This window comes from Micromonospora sp. NBC_00421 (assembly GCF_036017915.1).
Lineage (GTDB): Bacteria > Actinomycetota > Actinomycetes > Mycobacteriales > Micromonosporaceae > Micromonospora.
On sequence record NZ_CP107929.1, the window covers coordinates 3,758,117 to 3,779,730 of the forward strand.

A 21,614-nucleotide genomic window follows, 5' to 3' on the forward strand; every position below is an offset into this window, starting at 1 on the left:
GCGGCCCCTACCGGCCCGTCAGAGTCCGGTAGCCAGGGCGGTACGGACGACGGCGCACAGCCGCGCGTTCGCCTCGTCCGTGCCGACGGTGATCCGTACCCCCGCGCCGGGGAGCGCCATCACCAGGATGCCCGCCTCCCGGGCCCGCTCGGCGAACGGGACCGCCCGCTCCCCCAGCGGTAGCCAGACGAAGTTCGCCTCGCTGGGGGCCACGGTGAGGCCGAGGCCGCGCAGCTCGTCGACCAGCCGGGTACGCGACGCCGCCAGCTCGGCGCACCGCCGGGTCAGCTCGGGGGTGACCGCCTCGTCCAGGCTCGCCACCGCCGCCGCCTGGGCCAGGCTGTTCGGGAAGAACACCGCACCCGTCATCGCGGCCGACGGCATCAGCCGGGGTGGCACCACCGCATAGCCGATCCGCAGCGCGGCCAGCCCGTACGCCTTGGAGAAGGTCCGCAGGACGCAGACGTTGTCGTGGGCGCGGTACAGCTCCATCCCGTCGGGCACCTGCGGATCGGTGACGAACTCCCGGTACGCCTCGTCGACGATCACCGGCACGTCGGCCGGAATCCGGCCCAGGAACTCCTCGACCTCGTCGCGGCGCAGCGCCGCCCCGGTCGGATTGTTGGGGTTGCACAGCAGCACGCACCGGGTCTCGTCGGTCACCGCGGCGGCCATCGCGGACAGGTCGTGGCGGTACCCGTCCATCGGTACGGGCACGTCCCGGGCCCCGACGTTGCGGATGATCAGCGGGTAGCCCTCGAAGGACAGCGCCGGGCGGACCACCTCCGGGCGCGGCCCGAGGGACTGCACGAGGTGCTGGCACAGCCCGGCCGAACCGGGCCCGACGAGGATCGACTCCGGCCCCACGCCCAGCCGGGCCGCCAACGCGCCCACCAGGGCGGCGGAGGTGCGGTCCGGATACCGCTGGAGGGCACCGGCCGCGTCCTCGACGATCCGCCGGATGCTCGGCAGCGGCGGGTACGGCGTCTCGTTCATCGACAGGTCGGCCGGCGGGTAGGTGCCCACGGTGGTCGCACTGGTCATCGTCGCTCACTTCGTTGCGGGGCCGGCGGGACGGGTTGGTGGGCGTGCCGGTCGACGAGCAGCCCGAGCTGGTACATCCGGTCGACCGGGGACAGCGGGCGGACGGTCGTGCCGGACAGGTTGCCGGCGGTGAGCGCGAGCAGCCGGGGGTTGGCCGCGGTGCGCCGCATCATCCGCCCCCCGAGCAGCCGGGGCAGCCCCGACACGCTGGTGAGCATGCGGGCCGCGCTGTGGCTGACCGTGGCGACGTGGTCGAGGTGGGGCCGGCGCGCGGCGTCGTAGTCCCGCAGCGCCCGGTCCACCCCGGCGTCGTCGGGGCGCCCCCGGGCGACGGTGAGGGTCGCCGCCAGGGTCTCGGCGTCGGCGAGTGAGCTGTTGACGCCCTGCGCCGCCATCGGGTGCACCGCGTGGGCGGCCTCGCCGACGAGGGCGAGCCCCGGCACGGCCAGCCGGGCCGCCCGCAGCCGGTAGACCGCCAGGAGTTGCCGTCGGTCCAGGTGGGCCCGCAGCGCCGTCCCCAGCGGCCGGATCGCGGGCACCTCGGCGAGCAGCCTGTCGCACCAGCCGGCCAGGTCGGCGGCGGTGCGTCCGCGGAACTCGTCCGGGGTCACCTGGACGTAGAGCCGGCAGCGCCCGCCGGGCAGCGGGTAGACCAGGCACAGTCCCCGTTCGGTGCGGTAGGCCGACACCTCGTCGGCCACCTCGACCCCTGCCACGTCGAAGGCGACCAGACCGTGCGGGTACTCCTGCCGGTCGACGTCGATGCCGGCCGCCTTGCGCAGCGGCGATGACATCCCGTCGGCGGCGACCACCAGCGCCGCCCGGATCTCCTGCTCGCCGTCGCCGCCGGTGACCCGGACGCCGGTCACCCGGCCGTCGGCGGCGCGCAGCGGGCCGGTGACCCGCTGCCCCCAGCGCATCTCGACGGTGGCGGGCAGCCCGTCGGCGAGCACGGCACGCAGGTCGCCGTAGTCGGCGCAGAGGATCTGCCGGTGCCGCCCCGGCAGGGTGCGGTAGTCGAGGGCGAGCAGCGGTCGGCCCTGCGGGTCGCGGATGGCCAGTTGGTCGACCGGGCACGCGCCGGTGGCCCGCAGGGCGTCGAGCAGGCCCCAGCCGTCGAGGATGCGTACCGTCTCGGGTTGGAGGATTTCGCCCTTCGCGATGGACGCGGGCCGGCGTTGCCGGTCGAGCACCAGCACCCGCAGCCCCCGTGCGCCGAGCGCGCGGGCGGCGGCCAGGCCGCCCGCCCCGGCGCCCACCACGACGACGTCGGCGCTCATCGGACGACCGCGCCGGGTGTGACGCCCGCCCGTCCCGCGACGGTACGCCGGTACTCCCCGAGCGCCCGCAGCGCGACCGCCTGGGTGATCACCGCGTTGGGGTAGCGCAGGTGGTGGCGGATGTAGTTGCAGACCCGGGTGGGCGGCCAACCACCGTCCGGCCCGGCGGCGGCAAGCAGCCAGCCGACCCCCCGGTCGATCGCGTCGGCGTGCCCTGGGTCGCCGGTGGCCAGCAGCCCCTGGACGGCCCAGCCGGTCTCCTCCACCGACCCGGCGGTGCCGTCACCCGGCCCCCACGACCCGTCCGGCAGTTGGGTGTCGCGCAGCCAGCGGACCGCCCGGCGGACCACGTCGTGCCGGGCGTGGCCGACCCGGGACAGCGCCGCCACCACCACGGCCGTGCCGGAGGTGTGGTCGCGGTACCAGAGGTTCTCGTAGCTGCCGTCGGGGCGCGCGGCGGTCAGCAGCCAGGCCGCTGCGGCGGCGATCGCCGGGTGGTCGTCGGGGTGGCCGGCCTCGTGCAGGGCGAGCACGGCCTGGCTGGTGATGGCGGGGCACGGGCCGTCGTTGGCGAGCTTGGTGTCGCGTACCCACAGGCTCCACGAACCCCGGCTGTCCTGGCGGCCGACGAGCCAGGCCAGGCCGCTGCGCAGCACCGGATCGGCGGCGGCGTCGGGGTAGCCGGCGAGCGCCGAGAGGATCTCGGCGGACTCCAGCGTCACCGGCCAGCCGCCCACGTTGGAGTAGCTCCACCCGCCCGGCGGCACGTCCAGCACGGTGAACGCGGTCGGCTTCCGCGTGGCGTGGAAGAAGTCCCGGGTCGGGCCCAGCCGGGGGTCGGCGGCGTAGCCGGCGGCGATCAGCCCGGTCACCGCGTACCCGGAGCGGGTCAGGTCGAGGTTGGTCACCGCGTCCCAGGCGCCGTCGGGGCGGACCGCGCGGCGCAGCCAGCCCACCACGGCCGCCGCGATGTCCGGGGCCTCGCCGGAGTGGGCCAGGCCGAGCAGGACCAGGGCGGCGGGCCACGGGTCCTCGCTGAGCGCGCCGGTCCGGCCCTCGTGGTCGTAGATCGCGCGCAGCAGCCGCAGCGCCGCCGGGCGGGCCCGACGCAGGGTGGCCCGGCGCAGCCGACCGGTGGGCAGCAGGTCCGCCTGCATCAGGGCCAGCCCGATGAACGGCGCGGTACGGAACGACAGCCGCTGCCGGCGTACCCGGTCGAACAGGACGATCTCCAGCGGCAGCCGGCGCAGGGGGCCGGCCTCGGCGGTCATCCCGGCCATGGTGAGCAGTTGGCGGCAGAGCAGTGAGATGGCCGGGTCGGTCACCGTGTCGACGCCACCCATCGCGGCCAGCCGGGCGCGGCCAGCGGCGATCGCCTCGGCGCTGGCGGCCGGCGCGGTCAGGGCCAGCGCCGCGACCGCGACGGCGGTGGCGACGACCTCGCTGTCGGCCCCCACCACGCCACCCCAGCCGCCGTCGTCGTGCTGGTGCCGGCGCAGCCACCCGGTGCCGGCGTCGACCAGGTCGGCGCTGCCCACCGGGTCGGCGGCGTGCAGGGCGGCCACCGTTCCCGCGGTGCCCAGCACCGAGGCCGGCGGGTCGTCACCGAAGACCCCGTCGGGGCGCTGCCGACGCAGCAGCGCCTCCGCGCCGTCGGCGATGGCCCGGTCGAGGGCCTCGGTGGGCACAGCGGTCATGACACGTCCTCCAGGGCGGCTCGACGGGGGGTGGCCAGGGCCAGCGCCGGTCGTCCGGTGCCGAGTTCGTGGCGGGCACGCATCAGGTGCTGGGACCACCAGGTCAACCCGACCATCGGCAGGGCCAGCGCCAGTTGCACACCGACGCCGAGCCCCAGCCCGACCAGGGCGGAGGCCAGCACCACCCGCTCGACGACCAGGACGGCGTGTGCCCGCAGCGCCACCAGGACGGGCATCCCGGCGCGGTGCGCGACGAGCGGGGCGAGGGCGGCGACCCCCAGCGCCACGACGACGACCAGCGTCGCCAGGTAGCCGACCCGCCGGTCCGGCCCGGCCAGCAGGCCGGCGGTGACCGCGGCGGTGACGGTGACGGCGGCGAGGGCCAGCACGGTGTGCACCGCGAACGGCACGCCCCGGCGCACCGGCAGCGTCAGGTAGCCGCCGGCCCGGTCGCCGTCGATGTCGCGTAACGCCCCGACCAGGTTGGACATCGTGTCGTGCGACCAGAACACGACGGTCGACGCGAGCAGCACCGGCACCGTCGAGGGGACGTCCGGGGACAGCCCGACGGTCAGCGCGCCGTAGAGCAGCGCGATCGCACCGAGCGCACCCCGGACGAGATTGCCGGCGATACCGCGCGCCTTGCCCCAGCGGCTGTAGGCGACGATGCCGAACGCGGCGAGCAGCGCGGCCGAGGTGGTGCCCCACCCGCCGAGCACCGCCAGCAGCGCGAGGAGGGCGAAGCAGGCACCGCCGCACCACAGTGCCGTGCGGGCGGGCAGCCGGCCGGACGGGATCGGTCGGTGTGGTTTGCTGCCGGCGTCGAGTTCCCTGTCGAAGTAGTCGCCGAGGTAGTGGCCGCCGAGCCAGCCGGCGGTCGGCGCGGCCCACGCCGACGCCAGCAGCCACGGGTGGTGCGGGCCGTCGGCCAGGGCCGCCCCGGCGAGGCCGACCAGCCCGACATACCAGAGGGTGTACGGCCGCCAGGTCTCGACGTGTGCCCGCAGCGCCCGTACCGCGCCGGTCGTGCTCACGCCGCCTCGCTCGTCATCCAGTGCGCGATGCCGGCGAGCACGTCGGCGCTGGCGGAGGGGGTGAGCGCGACCAGCTCGGCCAGTGCCCGTTCGGCGTGCTCCACCATCTGCCGACGGGCACCCCGCACCGCGTCGACCTCGTCGAGCAGGCCGGCGACCCACTCGACGTCACCCGGGCCGGCCCCCCGCCGGTGCAGCACCGCCATCAGCTCGACCCGGGACTCGTCGGTGGCCGCGTCGTAGGCGAGCAGCAGTGGCAGGGTCGGCCGGCCGTTGTTGAGGTCGCTGGTCGCCGGCTTACCTGTCTGTTCCGGGGTGGCCACGTAGGACAGCAGGTCGTCGCGGATCTGGAAGGCGATGCCCAGGTGTTCGCCGTAGCGGGCCAGCCCGGCCGCGACCTGCGGGTCGGCACCACCGAGCAATGCGCCGACGTGGCACACGGCGCGGAACAACGCGCCGGTCTTCAACCGGATCATCTCCGGGTACCACCGGGCGCCCGCGTCCAGGTCGCCGACGAGCTGGGTTTCGAGCATCTGGCCCCGGCACAGGTCCCGCCCCGCCTCGGCCAACGCCGCGACGGCGGCCGCGACGTGCCCGGGAGGTGCCGCCGCACCTGCTTCCACAATGGACTGAAAAGCCGTGAAGATGAGGTGGTCACCCACGACGATGGCGTCGGGGATCCCGAAGGCGACAGGCACTGCGGGGCGGCCCCGCCGCAGCGTGTCGGCGTCGATGATGTCGTCGTGCACGAGCGTGGCGACGTGCAGGTATTCCATCCCCAGCGCGGCGGGCAGGACGTCGGACGGCGACCCGCCCACCGCCTCCGCCGCGTGCAGCGTCATCATCGGCCGGAGCAGTTTGCCCGCCGGCAGCAGAGCGTAGCGGGCGATCGTGACCAACGGGTCGGTCGTCTCCGGCCACCGGCGTTCGAGTTCCGCGTGCAGCAGCCGCCCCGATTCGCTGCGGGCAAGGTCGTCGATGAAGGGCGGAAAGCGCGTGAAACCAGTAACCGTCATAGCGTGTCGACCCTTTCGCAAAGGCTCGGCCCAGCCGGCACGCGAGACGTTACCTGCCGACCCCGCCCCGAACAACCATGGGAAAAATGGGCCCACGATGGAGGGACACGAATGCCGCGAACATGTTCGCCATCAAATCGGTCGATGCGCAGAGAAATCTGCCGACCTGCTCACCGTGCGTCACACCGATCGATGAGATTAGGTACGAACGTCTGATCACCGGCCGTCGGATCGGGCATCCGCGGCGAACTCCAACAGGGTCAGTCCACCGGTGCCGTGATAGGCCCCGACCGGCGCCAGGCCCGCCGCCGCGGCCAACGCCACGTGCTCGGGTTCACCCCGCTCGCGCCCACCCACCAGCACCAGCATCTGGAGGTCGTACGGGGACCGGTGCGGCACGTACGGGTCGGTCGGCAGCACCTCCACCACCAGCACCCGACCGGTGCCCCCGGCCGCCTCGGCGCACCGGCGCAGGATCGCCGTCGCGTGGGCGTCGCTCCAGTCGGTGAGCGCCCGGGACACCACGTAGACGTCGGCGCCGGCCGGCAACTCGGCGAAGAAGTCCCCGACCACCGTGTCGACCCGGTCCGCCAGCCCGTGCGCGGCGAACGTCCGGGCCGCCGTCGCCACCGGCTCGCTCCGGTCGACCAGGGTGCCCCGCAGGTGCGGGTGGGTGCCGAGCAGTTCCCGCAGCAACCCGCCGGCACCTCCGGCGACGTCCACGACATGGCCGACCCGGTGCCACGGATAGAGCGCCGCCACCTGGGGCGCGGTGAACCGCTGCTGGCTGAGCATCAACGCGTCGAAGTAGGCCCGGTAGGACGGGTGCGCGTCGAGATCCGCCCAGAAGTCGCGCCCGTGCACCGCCCGGTAGCCGGGCCCACCGGTGCGGATGGCGTGCGGCAGCCCGGTGTAGGCGAGGTCCATCCGTGCCCCCAGACCGTCGAGATCCAGGTAGCCGCCGTGCCCGCCGCCGTCGCGGTCGCGGAGCAGTTCGCCGACGTCGGTCAGCGCGAACTCGTCAGGCGACGACTCGACGAACACCCCCCGGTGCACCAGGTAGCGCAGCAGCCGGCCCAGTGCGTCCGGGTCGACGTCGCACGCGGTGGCCAGCTCGTCGAGGCGGGTCACCCCGGCCGCGATCCGCTCCGGCACCCGCAGGGTCACCGCCGTGCGTACGGCGAACGGGGTGGCCAGGTCGGTCAGCCGGGCGAGCCGGGTGGCCGGGTCGTTCTCGGTCGAGGTATCGATCGTCACCCGGACAGCCTCCCCGTCGCACCCCGCGTCCACAATGGTCGCGCCCGGGGCCCTGGCCGTCGTCCATCGGCCCCGAATGCTCTCAGGGTCGGCGCGACGGCGTCAACATCGACGGTGGAGAACCCATTCACCGCCGTGGAAGAATGCGCCGACGGCCCCCCGCCCAGACCGGAGGAACCACCGATGACCACTTCCCTCGTGCCGGAGGTACGGCTCGTCGCGGGCGCCCTGGGCGCCGAGGTCCACGGCATCGACCTGAACACCCTGACCGACGAGGGCTTCGCCCACCTGCACCGGCTGCTACTCGCCCATCAGGTGGTCTTCGTCGCCGGCCAGACCGGGTTGACGCCGCAGGCGCACGTCGCCTTCGGCAGGCGCTTCGGCGAGGTCGAGCTGCACCCGTACCTGCCCCGGTTGGAGGGGCACCCGGAGATCGTCGTCATCGACTCCGAGAACGGCGGGAAGGTCGACGTCTGGCACACCGACATGACCTTCCACCAGAGCCCGCCGATCGCCTCCATCCTGCACCTGGTCCAGCTCCCCGAGACCGGCGGCGACACCATGTGGACCAACCAGTGCCGGGTGTACGAGGCGCTCTCCGCGCCGCTGCGGGACCTGCTCGACGGGTTGACCGCCATCCACGTCATCCGGATCGGCAACGAGTTCACCAGCCGGGCCGAGCACCCGGTGGTCCGGGTGCACCCGGAGACCGGCCGCCGCTCGCTCTACGTCAACCGGCTGTTCACCTCGCACATCCCGCAGCTCAGCCGCAACGAGAGCGACGCGCTGCTGGAATACCTGTTCGCGTTCTCCGAGGGGCCGCAGTTCACCTGCCGCTACCGCTGGCGGGTCGGCGACGTGGCGATCTGGGACAACCGGGTCACCCAGCACTACGCGATCAACGACTACGAGGGGGTACGGCGCGGGCAGCGGATCACCGTGCTCGGCGACCACCCGACCGGCGACGCGCCCCGGTGGGACCACTACGTCGCCGCCCCCGGCCAGCGCTACTGGCCGGACCGGGTCAACGCGGTGGACAACTACTGACAGAGATGATGTTGGTGAGCACCTCCCGCCCGGGGTCTGACCCAGCTACTGACTGACTTCGGGTCCTTAACGGGATTTGTCGGCCTCGGTCGGGAGGTGCTCGTGCACTCACTGGACGTGGCGTTGTGACTTCATAGGAGCCTGGCTAGAGGCCCCGTCTCTGTCTTGTCCGCGTTGCCCGGCTGGTGCGTGCCGCCCTGCTGCCAGTCACGAACGACAGGACGACGATGCCCTCTATTACACCCGATATCGCCATGATCGAGGTCGCCGGCGGCGTCGATACTCACCTGGACACCCACACCGCAGCGGTGATCGACCAGGTCGGCCGAGTGTTGGGCACCCAGCAGTTCCCGGCCACGGTGGCCGGCTACACCGCGTTGTTGGCCTGGATGCGCGGTTTCGGTCGCCTGGGGCGAGTCGGGATCGAGGGCACCGGCGCTTATGGGGCCGGTCTGGCCCGCCGGCTGCGCGACGAGCAGGTCGAGGTGATTGAGGTCGACCGGCCCGACCGTAAGACCCGCCGGTTCCAGGGCAAGTCCGACCCGATCGACGCCATCCAAGCGGCCAAGGCCGCCCTGGCCGGCGACCGGACCGGGATCCCCAAGCAGCGCGACGGCCGCGTCGAAGCCCTGCGCAACCTGCGGGTGGCCCGGCGCAGCGCCGTCGACCAGCGCGCCGACACCCAACGCCAGATCAAGACCCTGATCGTCACCGCCCCCGACGAACTACGCGCCCAGCTACCCGGCCTGACCGTCAAGCAGCTGATCACCGTCTGCGCGAGGATGCGACTCGACCCGGCCGACGCCGCAGCCCCCGTAACCGCCGTCAAAATCGCCCTGCGGTCCCTGGCCCGTCGCCACCAACAACTGTCCGCCGAGATCACCGACCTGGACGAGGTCCTCGATCCCTTGGTGGCCGCCATCAACCCCGGCCTACTCGCCGCCAACGGCGTCGGCACCGACGTCGCCGGCCAACTGCTGGTCACCGCCGGCGAAAACCACGAACGGCTCGCCTCCGAAGCAGCCTTCGCCATGCTCTGCGGTGTCGCCCCGATCCCCGCCTCGTCCGGCAAGACCACCCGGCACCGCCTCAACCGCGGCGGCGACCGCCAGGCCAACGCCGTCCTATACCGAGTCGTGCTCTGCCGCCTGCGCTGGGACCCCCACACCCGCGAATACATGCAACGCCGCACCAAGGAAGGCCTCTCCAAGAAAGAGATCATCCGCTGCCTCAAGCGCTACATCGCCCGCGAGCTCTACCAGCTCATCACCTCAAACGATCTCCAACTCGCCGCTTGACATCCATAGGAGCATCCGCCCCGCCGGCGCGGCGGCGTCGGTGGGGCGGGCTCCCGGCCGGTCCGGCGGCGGAACGCCGGAGTCGGCGGCGGAGCCGTCCGGCGGCGGAACGCCGGAGTCGGCGGGCGGTGAGCGGCTTCCCGGTCACCAGGTGACCGGGAACGACGCGATGCCGCCGTTCATCCGGTCGTGCCGCCACGGGATCTCCTCGACCGGCACCGCGGGCGTCAGCCCCGGCAGGCGGCGCAGCAGTTCGCCGATCGACAGCTCCACCTGCATCCGGCCCAGCGCGGTGCCCAGGCAGAAGTGCGGTCCGAAGCCGAAGGTGAGGTGCGGCGTGCCCGGCACCCGGTCGATGTCGAAGACGTTGGGGTCGGGGAAGACCCGCGGGTCCCGGTTGCCCGCCCACGGGATCGCCATCACGCAGTCCCCGGCGCGCATCGCCACCGGGCCGAGGGTCAGGTCCTCGCGCACCACCTGGACCCGGAACATGCTGCTCACCGAGGTGTAACGGAGGATCTCGTCGGTCGCCGAGGACAGCTTCCCCGGGTCGGCCCGCAGCTTCGCCAACTGCTCGGGGTGTTGGAACAGCGCGCGCAGCCCGGCGCTCGTGGAGTTGATCTCCAGCCCGCCGAGCAGCACCCCCATCGCCAGCTCGACCAGCTCGGCGTCGACCAGCTCGTGCGCGTCCCGGCCGATCACCCAGGCCGAGAGCAGGTCGTCGCCGGGGGTCACCCGCTTGTGCGCCAACTGCCCGGCCAGGTACTCCCGCAGCTCCGCCTGCGCGACGGCGGCGTCGGCCGAGCCGTACGCGGTGACCGAGTTCAGCCCCTCGATCCACCCGTAGAACCGGGGCCGGTCGGCCACCGGAACCCCCAACACGTCGCAGACCACGTACACGGGCAGGGGCGCGACGAGCGCGGCGACCAGGTCGGCCGGGCGCGGGCCGGCCAGCAGGTCGTCGATCAGCGTGGCGACGAGCCGCTGCACCCGGGGGCGGAAGGTGTCGATGCGACGGGCGGTGAACGCCCGGCTGGCCACCCGGCGGACGACCGCGTGCGCCGGACCGTCCATGTTCAGCTCGCGGGGGCCGTCACCGTCGGGAGCCCCGGTCGCACCCAGTGGGAGCCGGGAGAACCGGGGATCGGCCAGGACGGTGCAGCAGTCCTGGTAGCCGAGCACCAGCCAGGCCGGGCGGCCGTCGGGCAACCGCACCCGGCTGACCGGGTCGGACACCACCATGTCGAGCAGCTCGCCCGGCAGGTCACCGGTGAACGGCTCGAACGGGTAGCCCCGCAGCTCGGAGACGACGGTCATGACGGGCCACCACCCGCCGGTCGGCGGTCCACATCGGGCACCGGGTAAGACTCGGCCATGGGGACGGCCGCCGTCAATATCCATTGGTACGACCGGCGACCTTCCGGGTACGGACGTCCATCGCCTAGCATCTGTGCACCAGGACTGCCGGTTGGTGCGCGGATGGGGCGGACTTGACTGCGGCTTTACGGATTCTGTTGTGCACGTGGGGCTGGCGGTCGCATTTCTACGGCCTGGTCCCGCTCGCCTGGGCGCTCCAGGCGGCCGGGCACGAGGTGCGGGTGGCCAGCCATCCCTCGCTGGTGCCGGCGATCAGTTCGGCCGGGCTGGCGGCGGTGCCGTTGGGCCGTGATCTCGACTTCGCCGAGGCGTTCGCGGGTCGGATCGGTGCGGTCGGCGCCCTCGACCCGGCCGTGTCCGCCGCCCCGGAGCCGACCGACACGCTCGAACCGGCGATCACCGCCGACGGGGGCGTGGTCCGGTTCGCCGACGCCCTCCTCGACGACCTGGTCGACTTCGGCCGGTCCTGGCGACCGGACCTGATGGTCTGGGAGCCGTTCAACCTCGCCGCCCCGGTGGCCGCCGCCGCGCTGGACGTGCCCGGCGTGCTGCACCTGTGGGGGCCGGACTCCTCGGTCACCCTCCGGCTCGACCCGGAGTCGGTACTCGGCCCGCTCGCCGGCCGGTTCGGGCTCACCGCCTCCGACGTGGACCTCACCGGCGTGCTGACGCTCGACCCGGTACCGCCGCCGATGCAGGTGCCGTCGGCCCGCCCCGGTCGGCCGGTCCGGTTCGTCCCGTACAACGGACCGGCCGTGCTGCCGTCCTGGCTGCACGGCCCGGCGGACCGGCCCCGGGTCTGCGTCACGGCGGGCACCATGATGGCCGGGGTCGGGCTCGACGACCGGCTGGGCCTCCCCCGGGTCATCCGGGCGGTCGCCGGGTTGGACGTCGAGGTCGTGGTGCTTGTCGAGCGGTCCCAGCAGGCCGGGCTCGGCCCGCTGCCGGGTAACGTCCGGCTGGTCGACGCCCCGCTGGCGCTGCGGCTGGTGCTGCCGACCTGCGCCGCGCTGGTGCAACAGGGCGGCGCCGGCAGCACCATGACGGCGCTCGGCTTCGGGGTCCCGCAGCTGATCCTGCCGCAGGTCAGCGACCAGCACTTCAACGGCGAGCGGCTGGCGGTCACCGGCGCGGGGACCTGGTTGTCCCCGACGGAGGCCGACGACGACACCCTCCGCGAGCTGGTCGGCGAGCTGATCGGCGACGGCCACTGGCGGGAGTCCGCGGCGCTGATGCGGGACCGGGTCCACGCGATGCCCGCCCCCGCCGAGGTGGTGCCGGCGCTGGTGGCCCTCGCCGCGCGCACCCGGAGCTGATCCACGCGCACCCGGAGCTGATCCACCGGCCTGTCGGACCACCCTGTCGGACCACCCTGAGGAGTCACAGATGACCCAGCCGTCGCCCATCCCGTATCCGCTCGCTCCGGCGCCCACGATCTACCACCCGTCGCCGGACTACACCAGGCTGCGGGAGACCTGCCCGGTGGCGCCCATCGCGCTGCCCGACGGGGCGTCGGCCTATCTCGCCACCCGGCACGCGGACGTCCGCCGGGTCTTCACCGACCTCCGGTTCAGCCGGGCCGCCGCTGCCGGCCCGGACCGCCCGACCCGGGAGCTGGGTTCACTCGCCGAGGACTCGCTGATCGGGATGGACCCGCCCCGGCACACGAAGATGCGCCGGGCGGTGTCGCACGCGTTCACCGTCCGCCGGGTGGAGGCGCTGCGCCCGACGGTGGCCGCACTCGTCGACAGGTCGATCGACGAGATGATGGCGGCGGGCCCGCCGGCCGACCTGATCCCCCACCTGTCCGCGCCGCTGCCGATCTACGTGATCAGCAAGCTGTTCGGCATTCCCGAGCAGGACCAGGACCGGGTACGCCAGTGGTCCGACGCGCTCGTCGGTGACTGGGACGCCGACCCGGCGGCCCCGCAGGCCGCCCTGGACGCGTTCGGCGAGATGATCGTGGAGCGTCGCCGCAACCCCGGCGACGACCTGATGAGCGCGCTGATCAACGCCTGGGACACCCACGACGACCTCACCGAACGGGAGCTCGTCTCGGTCACCGCCGGCATCTTCGTCGGCGGGCACGAGACCACCACCAACCAGCTCAACCTGTTCCTGCTGGTGCTGGCCCGGCACCCCGAGCAGCTGGCCGGGTTGCGTGGTGACGACCCGGTCGCGGTGGCCCGCGCGGTCGAGGAGCTGTCCCGGTTCATCCAGCTCGGTGACAACGGCGTACTGCTGCCCCGGGTGACCACCGAGGAGGTGGAGCTCGGCGGGGTACGCCTGCCGGCGGGCACCCCGGTGCTCCCGGCGATCGCCTCGGCCAACCGTGACGCGTCGGTGTTCGCCGGGGCGGACACCCTCGACCTGACCCGGGTCGACAACCCGCACCTGGCGTTCGGTGCGGGCCCGCACCACTGCCTCGGCGCGGCGCTGGCCCGGATGGAGTTGCAGGAGGCGCTGGGCGCGCTGCTGCGCCGGCTGCCCGGCCTGCGCCTGGCCGTGCCCGAGGAGGAGCTGCGGTTCAAGCCCGGCCTGGTGGTCCGCAGCCTGGAGTCGCTGCCGGTGACCTGGGGCCGGTGACCCGGCGGCCGGTGACCCGGCGGCCGGTGACCCGGCGGCCGGTGACCCGGCGGCCGGTGACCCTGGCGGGCCCGGGGTGTCGGTCCGGCCGGGCTGCGCCGCGCCAGCCGGCGGTCAGCCGGTGGCCGGGCCGGGGGTGACCCGGGTCGGGGCGGCCGGGTCGAAGGCCGCCTCGACGGCCACCTCCTCCACCCCGCGCAGCAGCGCCTCGGCCTGGGCCTCGGTGAAACAGCCCAGGTCGAAGATGACCTGGAGGAAGATGGTGTCCGGGTGGTCCTCGACGGTGATGAACGCCTGCTCGGGCAGGTGGTCCAGGGTGCCGTCCCAGACCAGGAACGTCTCGCCCGCCTTGCGCCGGATCTGCTCCGGGGTCACCTCCCCGGCGCGGGCGGCGTCCTCGGCCGCCTGCCGGGTCACCACCCGCCGGTCGTTGATCCGCAGGGTGACCCGGGCCGGATGGCCACGCTCGTCGTCCAGCCGGGCGCTGGCCTCGGCGAGCTGCTCCGGGTCGTAGTAGGCGTACATCCCGGCGGCGACCGAGGCGCGCCGGGCCCGGGTCACCACCTCGTCCACTGTGGTGTCGATGGCGTCCACGGTGAGCACGCCGTTCTGGCTCAGCGGGGCGATCGCCTCGGCGAAGCCCGGCCGGAACCGGTTGCCCACGATGAGTTTGGCGGTCAACGGGCTGACCCCGGTGGCGCGGCCGACCGCCACGGCGATGACCGCGAGCAGCACCCGGGAGGTGTCCGTCCTGGTCCGTCGGGCGATGGCCTGCACCGCCAGGTAGGCGGCGGGTGAGCTGAACCGGCCGTGCCAGAACCGCCGGCCGTGCCGTCCGGCCGGGTTGGTGACCTCACCGAAGGTCGTCGGCGCGATGGTGCGCAGGTGCGCCTCCCAGTGGCGGACCGCCCGGTCGCTGACCCGTTGCAGCGCCGGCGTGCGTTCCCGCCGGCCGAGGTCGAGCAGCTGCACCGTACGCGGGTCGTAGTTGCGACGGGCCGCCAGGTCGACCAGCCCGAGGTCGGCCATCAGCAGGGCCGTCGCGGTGCCGTCGACCACCAGGTGGTCGAGGGTCAGCACCCGGTGCACCAGGGCGCCCCGGTGCCGGACCACCGCCATCCGCACCGACCAGTCCCGGTAGAGGTCGTAGTGGGCCAGCAGCCGGGCGTGGCCCAGTTCGTAGGCGAACTTCGCCACGTCGGCCGGGTCGGCGTCGTCGGGGACGTCGAGCACGTCGAGGGCGATCTCCCCGGCGGCGGACACCACCTGGCAGGGTTCGCCCCGCTCGTCGGTGCCCAGCCGCATCCGCAGCGCCGGATGCCGGCTCATCAGGTCGCCGAGCTGCGCCGCCACCTGCGCCACGGTGACCCCCGCCGGCACCGGGTGCGCGCCGCTGACGTTGTGCGTCCACCCGGTCTCCCGCATGTCCTGCATGATCGCCAGTTGACCCCAGGTCAGCGGCGCGGTCCCGGCCCCCGGGCCGGCGAACGGGACGAGCACCTGTGCCTCGGCGGTCTGCGCGAACATCGGTCAATCAGAGCAACGTGGATCGGCGCGTGTCAACGCCACAAATCGCCGCCCGTCGACCCGGCGACGACGGAGCTAGAGTACGGCCCATGCCCGACACCGTCCGGATCTGGATCGGGTCGGCCCGGGTGGGCCTGGACGAGTTGGCCCGGTACCGCGCGGTGCTCGACGCCGGGGAGCGGACCCGGGCGGCGGCGCTCACCCAGGCGACCGTCCGGGACCGGTTCACGGTGGCGCACGGCGCGCTGCGCCTCCTGATGGGCCGGGCCCTGGACGCGCCACCCGAACGGCTCACCTGGCGGCGGGGTCGGCACGGCAAGCCGACGTTGGTCGACCCCGAGGGCGGGCCGCAGACGAGCCTGTCCTACTCCGCCGACCTCGTCGCGGTGGCGGTGGGCGGTGACCGGGCGATCGGGGTCGACATCCAGCATCCGTCGCCGGGGCTGGACCCGGTGGCCCTGGCCACCCGGTTCTTCGCCGCCGAAGAGGCGCGGCAGGTCGCTTCGGGGTCCACCCCGGCGACCCGGGCCGACCGGTTCGCCAGGTTGTGGGCGCGCAAGGAGGCGGTGGTCAAGGCCGCCGGCGACCGGCTCTGGCCCCATCTGGCGATGCCGGTGCACCAGGGCGACGTGGTGGAGTGCGGTGACCCCGTGGGCGTACACCGGGTCACCGACGTGGTGACCCCGGCCGGGTACCGGGTCGCGGTGGCCCTGGCGGGTGAGGCACGGTACGTCGTCGAGTCCTACCGGGGGCCAGTCGGGTGAGGCGGATCGGCACCGCGGACGAAGATCGGCGCACCCGTTGACACCCGCCGATCCGGTTTGCTCTGATGACTCCATGGTGGAGCGCAGGGTCCAGTGACAGAGCCCGACACGGTCACCGCGCCGCAGCTGCGTGCGCAGGTCGTCGACAGCATGACCACGCTGCTGACCCGGATGCTCAAACCCGGTGCGCCGGTCACCGAGCAGACCCAGCTCATGGACGATCTGGGCCTCAGCTCGTCCCTCGCGCTCGAGCTGCTGCTCGAGCTGGAGGACGAGCTGGAGATCCAGATCGACGTGGAAGACCTCGACGAGGACCGGATGACCACCGTCGGCGACCTGGCCGACTACATCACCGAGCACTGCACCCCCCGCTGACGGCCCGCGACGGGGCCTGGCCGGCGTTTCCGAAGGAGTCGTGTGCCGACCATGGACCAGCCCCGCCTGAGCGTGGTGATCCCCGCCCACAACAACGGTTCGGCGCTCGACACGACGCTGGCGTCGCTCACCCGGCAGACCCTGCCGGCGGAGGAGTTCGAGGTCGTCGTCGGCGACGACGGTTCGGCCGTCCCGCTGACCCCGGTCGTCGAGCGCTACGCCGACCGGTTGCGGATCAGCTGCGTACGCAGCGAAGCCAACCGGGGCCGCAGTGCCAACCGCAACGCGGCGGCGGCGCGTGCCGGCGCGGACACCCTGCTGTTCCTGGACGCCGACACGGTGGCGCACCCCACCCTGCTGGCCCGGCACCGGGATCACCACGCCGCCCTCGACGGTCGGCCCGGGGTCCTGCTGGGTCAGCGCTACGACCTCGACTGGGCCGGCGCGGACGCGCTGCGCCGGGGCGAACCGATCGGGTCGGAGATGCTGGACGCCGAGCGCGGCGACCCCCGACTGGAGGACATCTCCCACCCGCAGCGGATCCGGGACTTCCCCGCCGCCCCCTGGGTGCTGGGGCTGACCCACAACGCCTCGGTGGACCGTGACTCGTTCCTGCGGGTGGGCGGCTTCGACGAGGCGATGGTCAAGTGGGGCTTCGAGGATCTGGAGTTCTTCTACCGGGTGTTCCACCTGCACGGGGCCCGGCCCGACCTGTTCCGGTTGGACGTCGAGGCGCTGTCCTACCATCTGCCGCACTTCCGCAAGACGTCCAACGGGCTCGCCTCGATGGACAACATGAAGTACCTGCTGCGCAAGCACCTGCGCTACGACGTCGAGGTGCTGTACGCGATCAACACGTTCGGCCGGCACCTGGGCCGGATCCGGCTCTACGGCGAGGCCATCGAGGCGTACCGGCGGCAGGGGTTGGGGCGACCGGCGGCGCTGCCCGCCGCGCTCCGCGCGGAGCTGGCCACCAGCGCGGCGCTTGTCGTCGGCAACGGGGTGTCCGCCCTGGATCTCGGCCCCGGGTCGCACACCTACGACCACGACGCGCCACCCGGCCCGACCAACTCGCACCTGCTCGGCACCGTGCTCCAGCAGTTCAAGGCCGGCGCGCTGGATCTGATCGTCAACGTCGACCTGTGGCGCTGCCTCCTCCCCGAGGACCTGCCGGCCTTCCTGACCCGGGGGCTACTCAAGGCCGACCGGCTCGAACTGGTCGCCACCCACGGCCCGGTCGACCAGCGGGCGATGCTGCCGGTGCCCCTGGTGGCGGATCTCGACTACCTGACCGACATGCTGCACCAGCACTTCGACGTCACTGTCGACCGGCACGACACCGCGACCCTGCTCACCATCCGCTGAGTCACCCGACGCGGGGCCGCCGGAGGGCAGGCACCCCGACGCGGGGCCGCCGGACGGCAGACACCCCGACCCGTGCCGGCGGTCGGCGGCCGGTCACGCCCCGGGAGGGCCGAGGATCAGGCTGACGTTGTGGCCGCCGAAGCCGAACGAGTTGGACATGACGGTGGCCACCGGGCCGGTCCGGGGCTGCTTGCGGATGTGGTCGACCCCGTCGGCCGGGTCCGGGTCGTCGAGGTTGTGGGTAGGCGGCAGCACCCCGCGTCGCAGCGCCTCGACGCCGATGGCCGCCTCGATCACCCCGGAGACGCCGAGCAGGTGCCCGGTGACCCCCTTGGTGGAGCTCACCGGCGGGCCGGCCGCAGCGTAGACGTCCCGCATCGCGGCCACCTCGGCCGCGTCACCGGCCCTGGTGCTGGTGCCGTGGGCGTTGAGGTAGCCGATGTCGGCGGGGGCCAGGCCGGCGTCGCGCAGGGCCGTCCGCATGCAGTGTGCGGCACCGGACCCGTCGGGGCGGGGGGTGGTGGGGTGGTAGGCGTCGTTGTTCGCGCCCCAGCCGAGCAGGTCGGCGTGCCGTCGCGCACCGCGCGCCTCGGCGTGCGCGGTGCGCTCCAGGACGAACACCCCGGCGCCCTCACCGAGGACGAGGCCGTTGCGCCGACTGTCGAACGGGCGGCTCGCGGCCGTCGGGTCGGACCAGCCCCGGGCGAGCGCGCGGGCGTTGCCGAACGCGTCGACGAAGGTCGGGAAGAGCGGTGCCTCGCTGCACCCGCAGACCACCAGGTCGGCCTCGTCGGCGCGGAGGATCCGCACCGCCTCACCCAGCGACTGGGCCCCGGCGGCGCACGCCGTGCCGATCGACGAGGTGTAGCCCCGGATGCCGTATCTGATGGCGATCCGCGCCGCGCCCATGTTCGGCAGCGTCCCGGGCAGCAGGTACGGGCTGACCCCGAACCGGCCCCGCTCGGCCCGCGCGAGCACCTGGCTCGCCAGCGTCGACAGCCCGCCGACGCCGGAGACGATCACGGCGATGCGGTACGGGTCGACGTCCCGGCCCACCTCGACACCGGCGTCGGCCAACGCGTCCCCGGCCGCCCGCAGCGCCATCACGATCGAGCGGTCCACCACCCGGGACTCGGGGCCGGGCAGCACACTGGCCGGGTCGATCTCCGGGCTGAACGCCGCGACGTCGACGACCCCGTCGACCGGGTGCCCCTCGGGCGGTCTGCGCAGGCCGGAGCGGCCCGCACAGACCGCGTCGAACACCTCGGCGGCGGAGCTGCCGACCGGGCTCACCAGCCCGATCCCGGTCACCGTCACGCCGGCCCGCACGCGCGTCCCTCCCGCCCGGCCACGGCGACGCCCCGGGCCACTGACCGGTCGGGGACCTGGCTGCGGGGTGGCGCGGCGGGCACGGTCAGTGCGCCGAGGCGGGCTGGATGCGCAGCGCCACCGCGCGGCAGAACTCTCCGACGGTCATCATCGCCAGGGCCTCGGCCTCGTCGTCGTCGAATGCCACCCCGAACCGGTCCTCCACCCGGACTGCCAGCTCGGCGAGGCCGAGGGAGTCCACGTCGAGGCCGGCCGGACCGAACACGGTGTCGTCGTCGGCGTCCTCGATGTCGTACTTCATCTCGGTCAGCGCGGCGAAGAGGAAGGCGCGGATCTCGTCGGTCATGTCCGTGGGTCTCCTTTCCGGAGGTCGGCGTCGGCGGACCCGGCGGCCGGTGGGACGCGTGAGGCGTGGCAGGTGGCCGGGGACGCGGCCGGGAACCAGGTGCGACGTCTGCGTGACCGTCGCCGATTGGCCACCGGAGCAGCCGCTCCGTTTGAATCGACCTTACTCAATCAAGCCGGTTTCGCAAGGTCCACTTGGGCCGTGCCGACGAGCCGATCGGCGCGCGGATCGGCCAGGCGCACCAGCAGCCGGTCGTGGCCGCGCAGCATGAGTTCACGCCGTTCGCCGGGTGCCGCCGCGAGCGCCAGCGCCGGGAACCTGTCCAGCAGCCGGGGCAGCACGAGTCGGCCCTCCGCCCGGCCGAGCGCCGCGCCGAGGCAGTAGTGCGGCCCGGCGCTGAACGCCAGGTGCCGGTTGTCCGGGCGGGACGGGTCGAAGGAGTCCGGATCGGTGAACCGGCGGGGGTCGCGGTTGGCCGCCCCGGTCAGCACCAGCACCGACCGTCCTTTGCCGACGGTCAGCCCGGCGATCTCGGTGTCCTCGGCGGCGTAGCGCACCGCGAAGTGCACAGGCGGCTCGTACCGCAGGATCTCCTCGACGTACGCCGGGGCGAGGGACGGGTCGGCGCGCAACGCGGCAAGCGCGTCGGGCCGCGCCAGCAACAGGGTCAACCCGTTGCCGAACAGGTTCGCGGTGGTCCGGAACCCCGCGTTGTACGTGACGATCAGGTTGGCCAGCAGCTCCGCCTCCGACAACTGGTCGGGGTGCTCGTCGCGGCTACGGGCGAGGGCCGAGACGAGGTCGTCGCGGGGCTCCGCCCGCCGGGCGGCAAGCAGCGCGGCGAAGTAGCCGGTCAGCTCCTCGGCGGCGGCGTTGGCGGCCCGGATCTCCCGGAACGAGCGCGGCCCGATCTCCAGCACCGCGTCGAACGCCCGCACCCGGGACGGGAACCAGTCCCGGTCCCGCTGCGGCACCCCCAGCAGCTCGCCGACGACCGCGCTGGGCAGCGGCAGGGCGAACGCGGCCATGAAGTCCACAGGTCGCCCGCCCGCGCCCGCCTCGGCGAGCCCGTCGAGCAACCCGTCGGCGATCCGCAGGATCGTCGGCTCCAGCGCGGCGACCCGGCGGGCGGTCAGCGCCTGGCCGAACAGTTGGCGCACCCGGGCGTGGTCGTCGGCCGGGGCGTTGAACATGCTGGCCTGCAGGGTCCGGATCACCGCGTGCTCGCGCCAGCGCAGGCCGGACCGGTCCAGGTGGTCCGCGTCGAGCACCCGGAAGACCGGATCCCGCAGGACCCGGTGGGCGGCGTCGTGGCCGTGGACCAGCACGGCGTACGGGGCCGTCGGGGGGAGCGCGACAGCCTCCCCCAGCTCGTGCAGCCGGGCGTAGTACGGGTACGGATCGCGGCGCACCTCGTCGCCGAGCAGGTCGTCGAGGGATACGGAGAAACCCATGGCGCTCCTCGTACGGCGTGCACGGGCGGAGGATGCGGTGACCATAGACGCATCGACGGCGACGTGTCCACGACCGGGCCGACCGACGGCACCGGGCGCACCGGGCCGGTTGCCGTCGCCACGGTGAATCGGCCGGTCAGCCGTCCCGCCCGGGTGGTACGGCGGAATCCGGTGTGACAGTCGGCCCCGGCCGGTCAGGAATCGAGAAGCCACCGCCGTCACCTGGTCATAGCCTTTGTCCAGGTGGCCGGCAGGACGCCGCGCCTCGTCCCACCCAGTGAGGGAGCCCGCGTGCCCACGAAGAGTCCGACCACCACGTCCGGCGGCGACACCGCCGGGAAGGCCGCCGGGGCCGATGCCACCGGGTTCAGCGCGGAGGAGCGGGCCGCGATGCAGGAACGCGCCGCCGAGTTGCGCGCCGAGGGGAAGAAGGGCGCCAGGAAGGCCGACGGGATGCAGGCGGTGCTGGACCGGATCGCCCAGATGGCCCCGGCGGACCGGGCGCTCGCCGAGCGCGTGCACCTGACGGTGATCACGGCGGCTCCGCAGCTGTCCCCGAAGACCTGGTACGGGATGCCCGCGTACGCGAACGAGGACGGCAAGATCGTCGTCTTCTTCCAGGACGCCGGCAAGTTCAACTACCGGTACTCGACACTGGGTTTCCAGGAGGCGGCGCAGCTCGACGACGGTGATCTCTGGCCGGTGTCGTACGCGCTGCTGGCCTGGAGCCCCACGGTGGAGAAGCGGGTCCGGGAACTGGTGACGGCGGCGATCTCCTGATCCGTGCCGGGGCGGCCCGCCGCCGGCCCGCCCCGGCA

General features: G+C 73.6%; 19 protein-coding genes. 8 read left to right on the forward strand and 11 right to left on the reverse strand.

The genetic code is table 11. From position 1 onward, the window contains the following. Positions 1-18: 18 nt before the first annotated feature. The 6 genes from OHQ87_RS15380 to OHQ87_RS15405 form a co-directional block, all read right to left on the reverse strand. Entirely contained in the window at positions 19-1,044 is a 1,026-nt protein-coding gene (locus OHQ87_RS15380) for an aminotransferase class I/II-fold pyridoxal phosphate-dependent enzyme (RefSeq protein ID WP_328338461.1), read from the reverse strand. After that, the gene (locus OHQ87_RS15385; protein WP_328338462.1) at positions 1,041-2,324 is read right to left on the reverse strand and encodes an FAD-dependent oxidoreductase; all 1,284 of its coding nucleotides are present in this window, start codon (positions 2,322-2,324) and stop codon (positions 1,041-1,043) included. Before OHQ87_RS15385 ends, OHQ87_RS15380 begins: the two co-directional genes overlap by 4 nt. Further along, positions 2,321-4,021 carry a prenyltransferase/squalene oxidase repeat-containing protein gene (locus OHQ87_RS15390; RefSeq protein ID WP_328338463.1) on the reverse strand — a complete coding sequence of 567 codons (1,701 nt, stop codon included), beginning with the start codon at positions 4,019-4,021 and terminating at the stop codon, positions 2,321-2,323. Before OHQ87_RS15390 ends, OHQ87_RS15385 begins: the two co-directional genes overlap by 4 nt. Further along, on the reverse strand, positions 4,018-5,055 hold the full coding sequence (locus tag OHQ87_RS15395; RefSeq protein ID WP_328338465.1) for a UbiA family prenyltransferase: 1,038 nt from the start codon (positions 5,053-5,055) through the stop codon (positions 4,018-4,020). The genes OHQ87_RS15390 and OHQ87_RS15395 overlap by 4 nt, the downstream gene beginning before the upstream one ends. Beyond that, positions 5,052-6,071, reverse strand: a complete 1,020-nt coding sequence (locus OHQ87_RS15400) for a polyprenyl synthetase family protein (protein WP_328338467.1) — start codon at positions 6,069-6,071, stop codon at positions 5,052-5,054. The genes OHQ87_RS15395 and OHQ87_RS15400 overlap by 4 nt, the downstream gene beginning before the upstream one ends. Positions 6,072-6,287: 216 nt before the next feature. Continuing rightward, entirely contained in the window at positions 6,288-7,328 is a 1,041-nt protein-coding gene (locus tag OHQ87_RS15405; RefSeq protein WP_328338469.1) for a methyltransferase, read from the reverse strand. A 183-nt stretch (positions 7,329-7,511) separates the two neighbouring features. On the opposite strand from OHQ87_RS15405, the gene OHQ87_RS15410 reads away from it, so the two are divergent. After that, positions 7,512-8,375 (forward strand): TauD/TfdA dioxygenase family protein, encoded by an 864-nt coding sequence (locus tag OHQ87_RS15410; protein ID WP_328338471.1) that lies wholly within the window; start codon positions 7,512-7,514, stop codon positions 8,373-8,375. Positions 8,376-8,629: 254 nt separating this feature from the next. Continuing rightward, a complete protein-coding gene (locus tag OHQ87_RS15415; RefSeq protein WP_328338473.1) occupies positions 8,630-9,673 on the forward strand; it encodes an IS110 family transposase in 1,044 nt (347 codons plus the stop codon). A 144-nt stretch (positions 9,674-9,817) separates the two neighbouring features. Here OHQ87_RS15415 and OHQ87_RS15420 read toward each other — a convergent pair whose 3' ends face one another. Beyond that, positions 9,818-10,990 (reverse strand): cytochrome P450, encoded by a 1,173-nt coding sequence (locus tag OHQ87_RS15420; protein WP_328338475.1) that lies wholly within the window; start codon positions 10,988-10,990, stop codon positions 9,818-9,820. A 197-nt stretch (positions 10,991-11,187) separates the two neighbouring features. On the opposite strand from OHQ87_RS15420, the gene OHQ87_RS15425 reads away from it, so the two are divergent. Both OHQ87_RS15425 and OHQ87_RS15430 read left to right on the forward strand, forming a co-directional pair. After that, positions 11,188-12,366, forward strand: a complete 1,179-nt coding sequence (locus OHQ87_RS15425) for a nucleotide disphospho-sugar-binding domain-containing protein (protein WP_328338477.1) — start codon at positions 11,188-11,190, stop codon at positions 12,364-12,366. A 70-nt stretch (positions 12,367-12,436) separates the two neighbouring features. Next, complete coding sequence (locus tag OHQ87_RS15430; protein WP_328338479.1) at positions 12,437-13,636, forward strand: cytochrome P450; 1,200 nt, start codon at positions 12,437-12,439, stop codon at positions 13,634-13,636. Between the two features lie 114 nt (positions 13,637-13,750). On the opposite strand, the gene OHQ87_RS15435 is transcribed toward OHQ87_RS15430, so the two are convergent. Further along, complete coding sequence (locus OHQ87_RS15435; RefSeq protein ID WP_328338481.1) at positions 13,751-15,163, reverse strand: condensation domain-containing protein; 1,413 nt, start codon at positions 15,161-15,163, stop codon at positions 13,751-13,753. Between the two features lie 89 nt (positions 15,164-15,252). Between OHQ87_RS15435 and OHQ87_RS15440 the strand changes: the two genes are divergently transcribed. The 3 genes from OHQ87_RS15440 (at position 15,253) to OHQ87_RS15450 (ending at position 17,667) form a co-directional block, all read left to right on the forward strand. Then, on the forward strand, positions 15,253-15,927 hold the full coding sequence (locus OHQ87_RS15440; RefSeq protein WP_328338483.1) for a 4'-phosphopantetheinyl transferase family protein: 675 nt from the start codon (positions 15,253-15,255) through the stop codon (positions 15,925-15,927). A gap of 93 nt (positions 15,928-16,020) precedes the next feature. Then, a complete protein-coding gene (locus OHQ87_RS15445) occupies positions 16,021-16,302 on the forward strand; it encodes a phosphopantetheine-binding protein (RefSeq protein ID WP_328338485.1) in 282 nt (93 codons plus the stop codon). Between the two features lie 51 nt (positions 16,303-16,353). Then, positions 16,354-17,667, forward strand: coding sequence for a glycosyltransferase family 2 protein (locus tag OHQ87_RS15450; protein WP_328338487.1), 1,314 nt, complete (start codon positions 16,354-16,356; stop codon positions 17,665-17,667). A gap of 93 nt (positions 17,668-17,760) precedes the next feature. On the opposite strand, the gene OHQ87_RS15455 is transcribed toward OHQ87_RS15450, so the two are convergent. The 3 genes from OHQ87_RS15455 to OHQ87_RS15465 form a co-directional block, all read right to left on the reverse strand. Continuing rightward, a complete protein-coding gene (locus OHQ87_RS15455) occupies positions 17,761-18,996 on the reverse strand; it encodes a beta-ketoacyl-[acyl-carrier-protein] synthase family protein (RefSeq protein ID WP_328338489.1) in 1,236 nt (411 codons plus the stop codon). A gap of 85 nt (positions 18,997-19,081) precedes the next feature. After that, positions 19,082-19,342, reverse strand: coding sequence for an acyl carrier protein (locus OHQ87_RS15460; RefSeq protein WP_328338491.1), 261 nt, complete (start codon positions 19,340-19,342; stop codon positions 19,082-19,084). A gap of 170 nt (positions 19,343-19,512) precedes the next feature. Continuing rightward, the gene (locus OHQ87_RS15465) at positions 19,513-20,796 is read right to left on the reverse strand and encodes a cytochrome P450 (protein ID WP_328338493.1); all 1,284 of its coding nucleotides are present in this window, start codon (positions 20,794-20,796) and stop codon (positions 19,513-19,515) included. A gap of 291 nt (positions 20,797-21,087) precedes the next feature. Between OHQ87_RS15465 and OHQ87_RS15470 the strand changes: the two genes are divergently transcribed. Further along, positions 21,088-21,576 carry an iron chaperone gene (locus OHQ87_RS15470; RefSeq protein WP_328338495.1) on the forward strand — a complete coding sequence of 163 codons (489 nt, stop codon included), beginning with the start codon at positions 21,088-21,090 and terminating at the stop codon, positions 21,574-21,576. Positions 21,577-21,614: the final 38 nt, after the last annotated feature.

Excerpts from the sequence above, each read along its gene's own strand:
- OHQ87_RS15430 (WP_328338479.1), top strand. The coding sequence starts at position 12,437 with ATGACCCAGCCGTCGCCCATCCCGTATCCGCTCGCTCCGGCGCCCACG.
- OHQ87_RS15440 (WP_328338483.1), top strand. The coding sequence starts at position 15,253 with ATGCCCGACACCGTCCGGATCTGGATCGGGTCGGCCCGGGTGGGCCTG.
- OHQ87_RS15400 (WP_328338467.1), bottom strand. The coding sequence starts at position 6,071 with ATGACGGTTACTGGTTTCACGCGCTTTCCGCCCTTCATCGACGACCTT.
- OHQ87_RS15385 (WP_328338462.1), bottom strand. The coding sequence starts at position 2,324 with ATGAGCGCCGACGTCGTCGTGGTGGGCGCCGGGGCGGGCGGCCTGGCC.
- OHQ87_RS15415 (WP_328338473.1), top strand. The coding sequence starts at position 8,630 with ATGATCGAGGTCGCCGGCGGCGTCGATACTCACCTGGACACCCACACC.
- OHQ87_RS15410 (WP_328338471.1), top strand. The coding sequence starts at position 7,512 with ATGACCACTTCCCTCGTGCCGGAGGTACGGCTCGTCGCGGGCGCCCTG.
- OHQ87_RS15465 (WP_328338493.1), bottom strand. The coding sequence starts at position 20,796 with ATGGGTTTCTCCGTATCCCTCGACGACCTGCTCGGCGACGAGGTGCGC.
- OHQ87_RS15420 (WP_328338475.1), bottom strand. The coding sequence starts at position 10,990 with ATGACCGTCGTCTCCGAGCTGCGGGGCTACCCGTTCGAGCCGTTCACC.
- OHQ87_RS15390 (WP_328338463.1), bottom strand. The coding sequence starts at position 4,021 with ATGACCGCTGTGCCCACCGAGGCCCTCGACCGGGCCATCGCCGACGGC.
- OHQ87_RS15450 (WP_328338487.1), top strand. The coding sequence starts at position 16,354 with ATGGACCAGCCCCGCCTGAGCGTGGTGATCCCCGCCCACAACAACGGT.
- OHQ87_RS15380 (WP_328338461.1), bottom strand. The coding sequence starts at position 1,044 with ATGACCAGTGCGACCACCGTGGGCACCTACCCGCCGGCCGACCTGTCG.
- OHQ87_RS15435 (WP_328338481.1), bottom strand. The coding sequence starts at position 15,163 with ATGTTCGCGCAGACCGCCGAGGCACAGGTGCTCGTCCCGTTCGCCGGC.
- OHQ87_RS15460 (WP_328338491.1), bottom strand. The coding sequence starts at position 19,342 with ATGACCGACGAGATCCGCGCCTTCCTCTTCGCCGCGCTGACCGAGATG.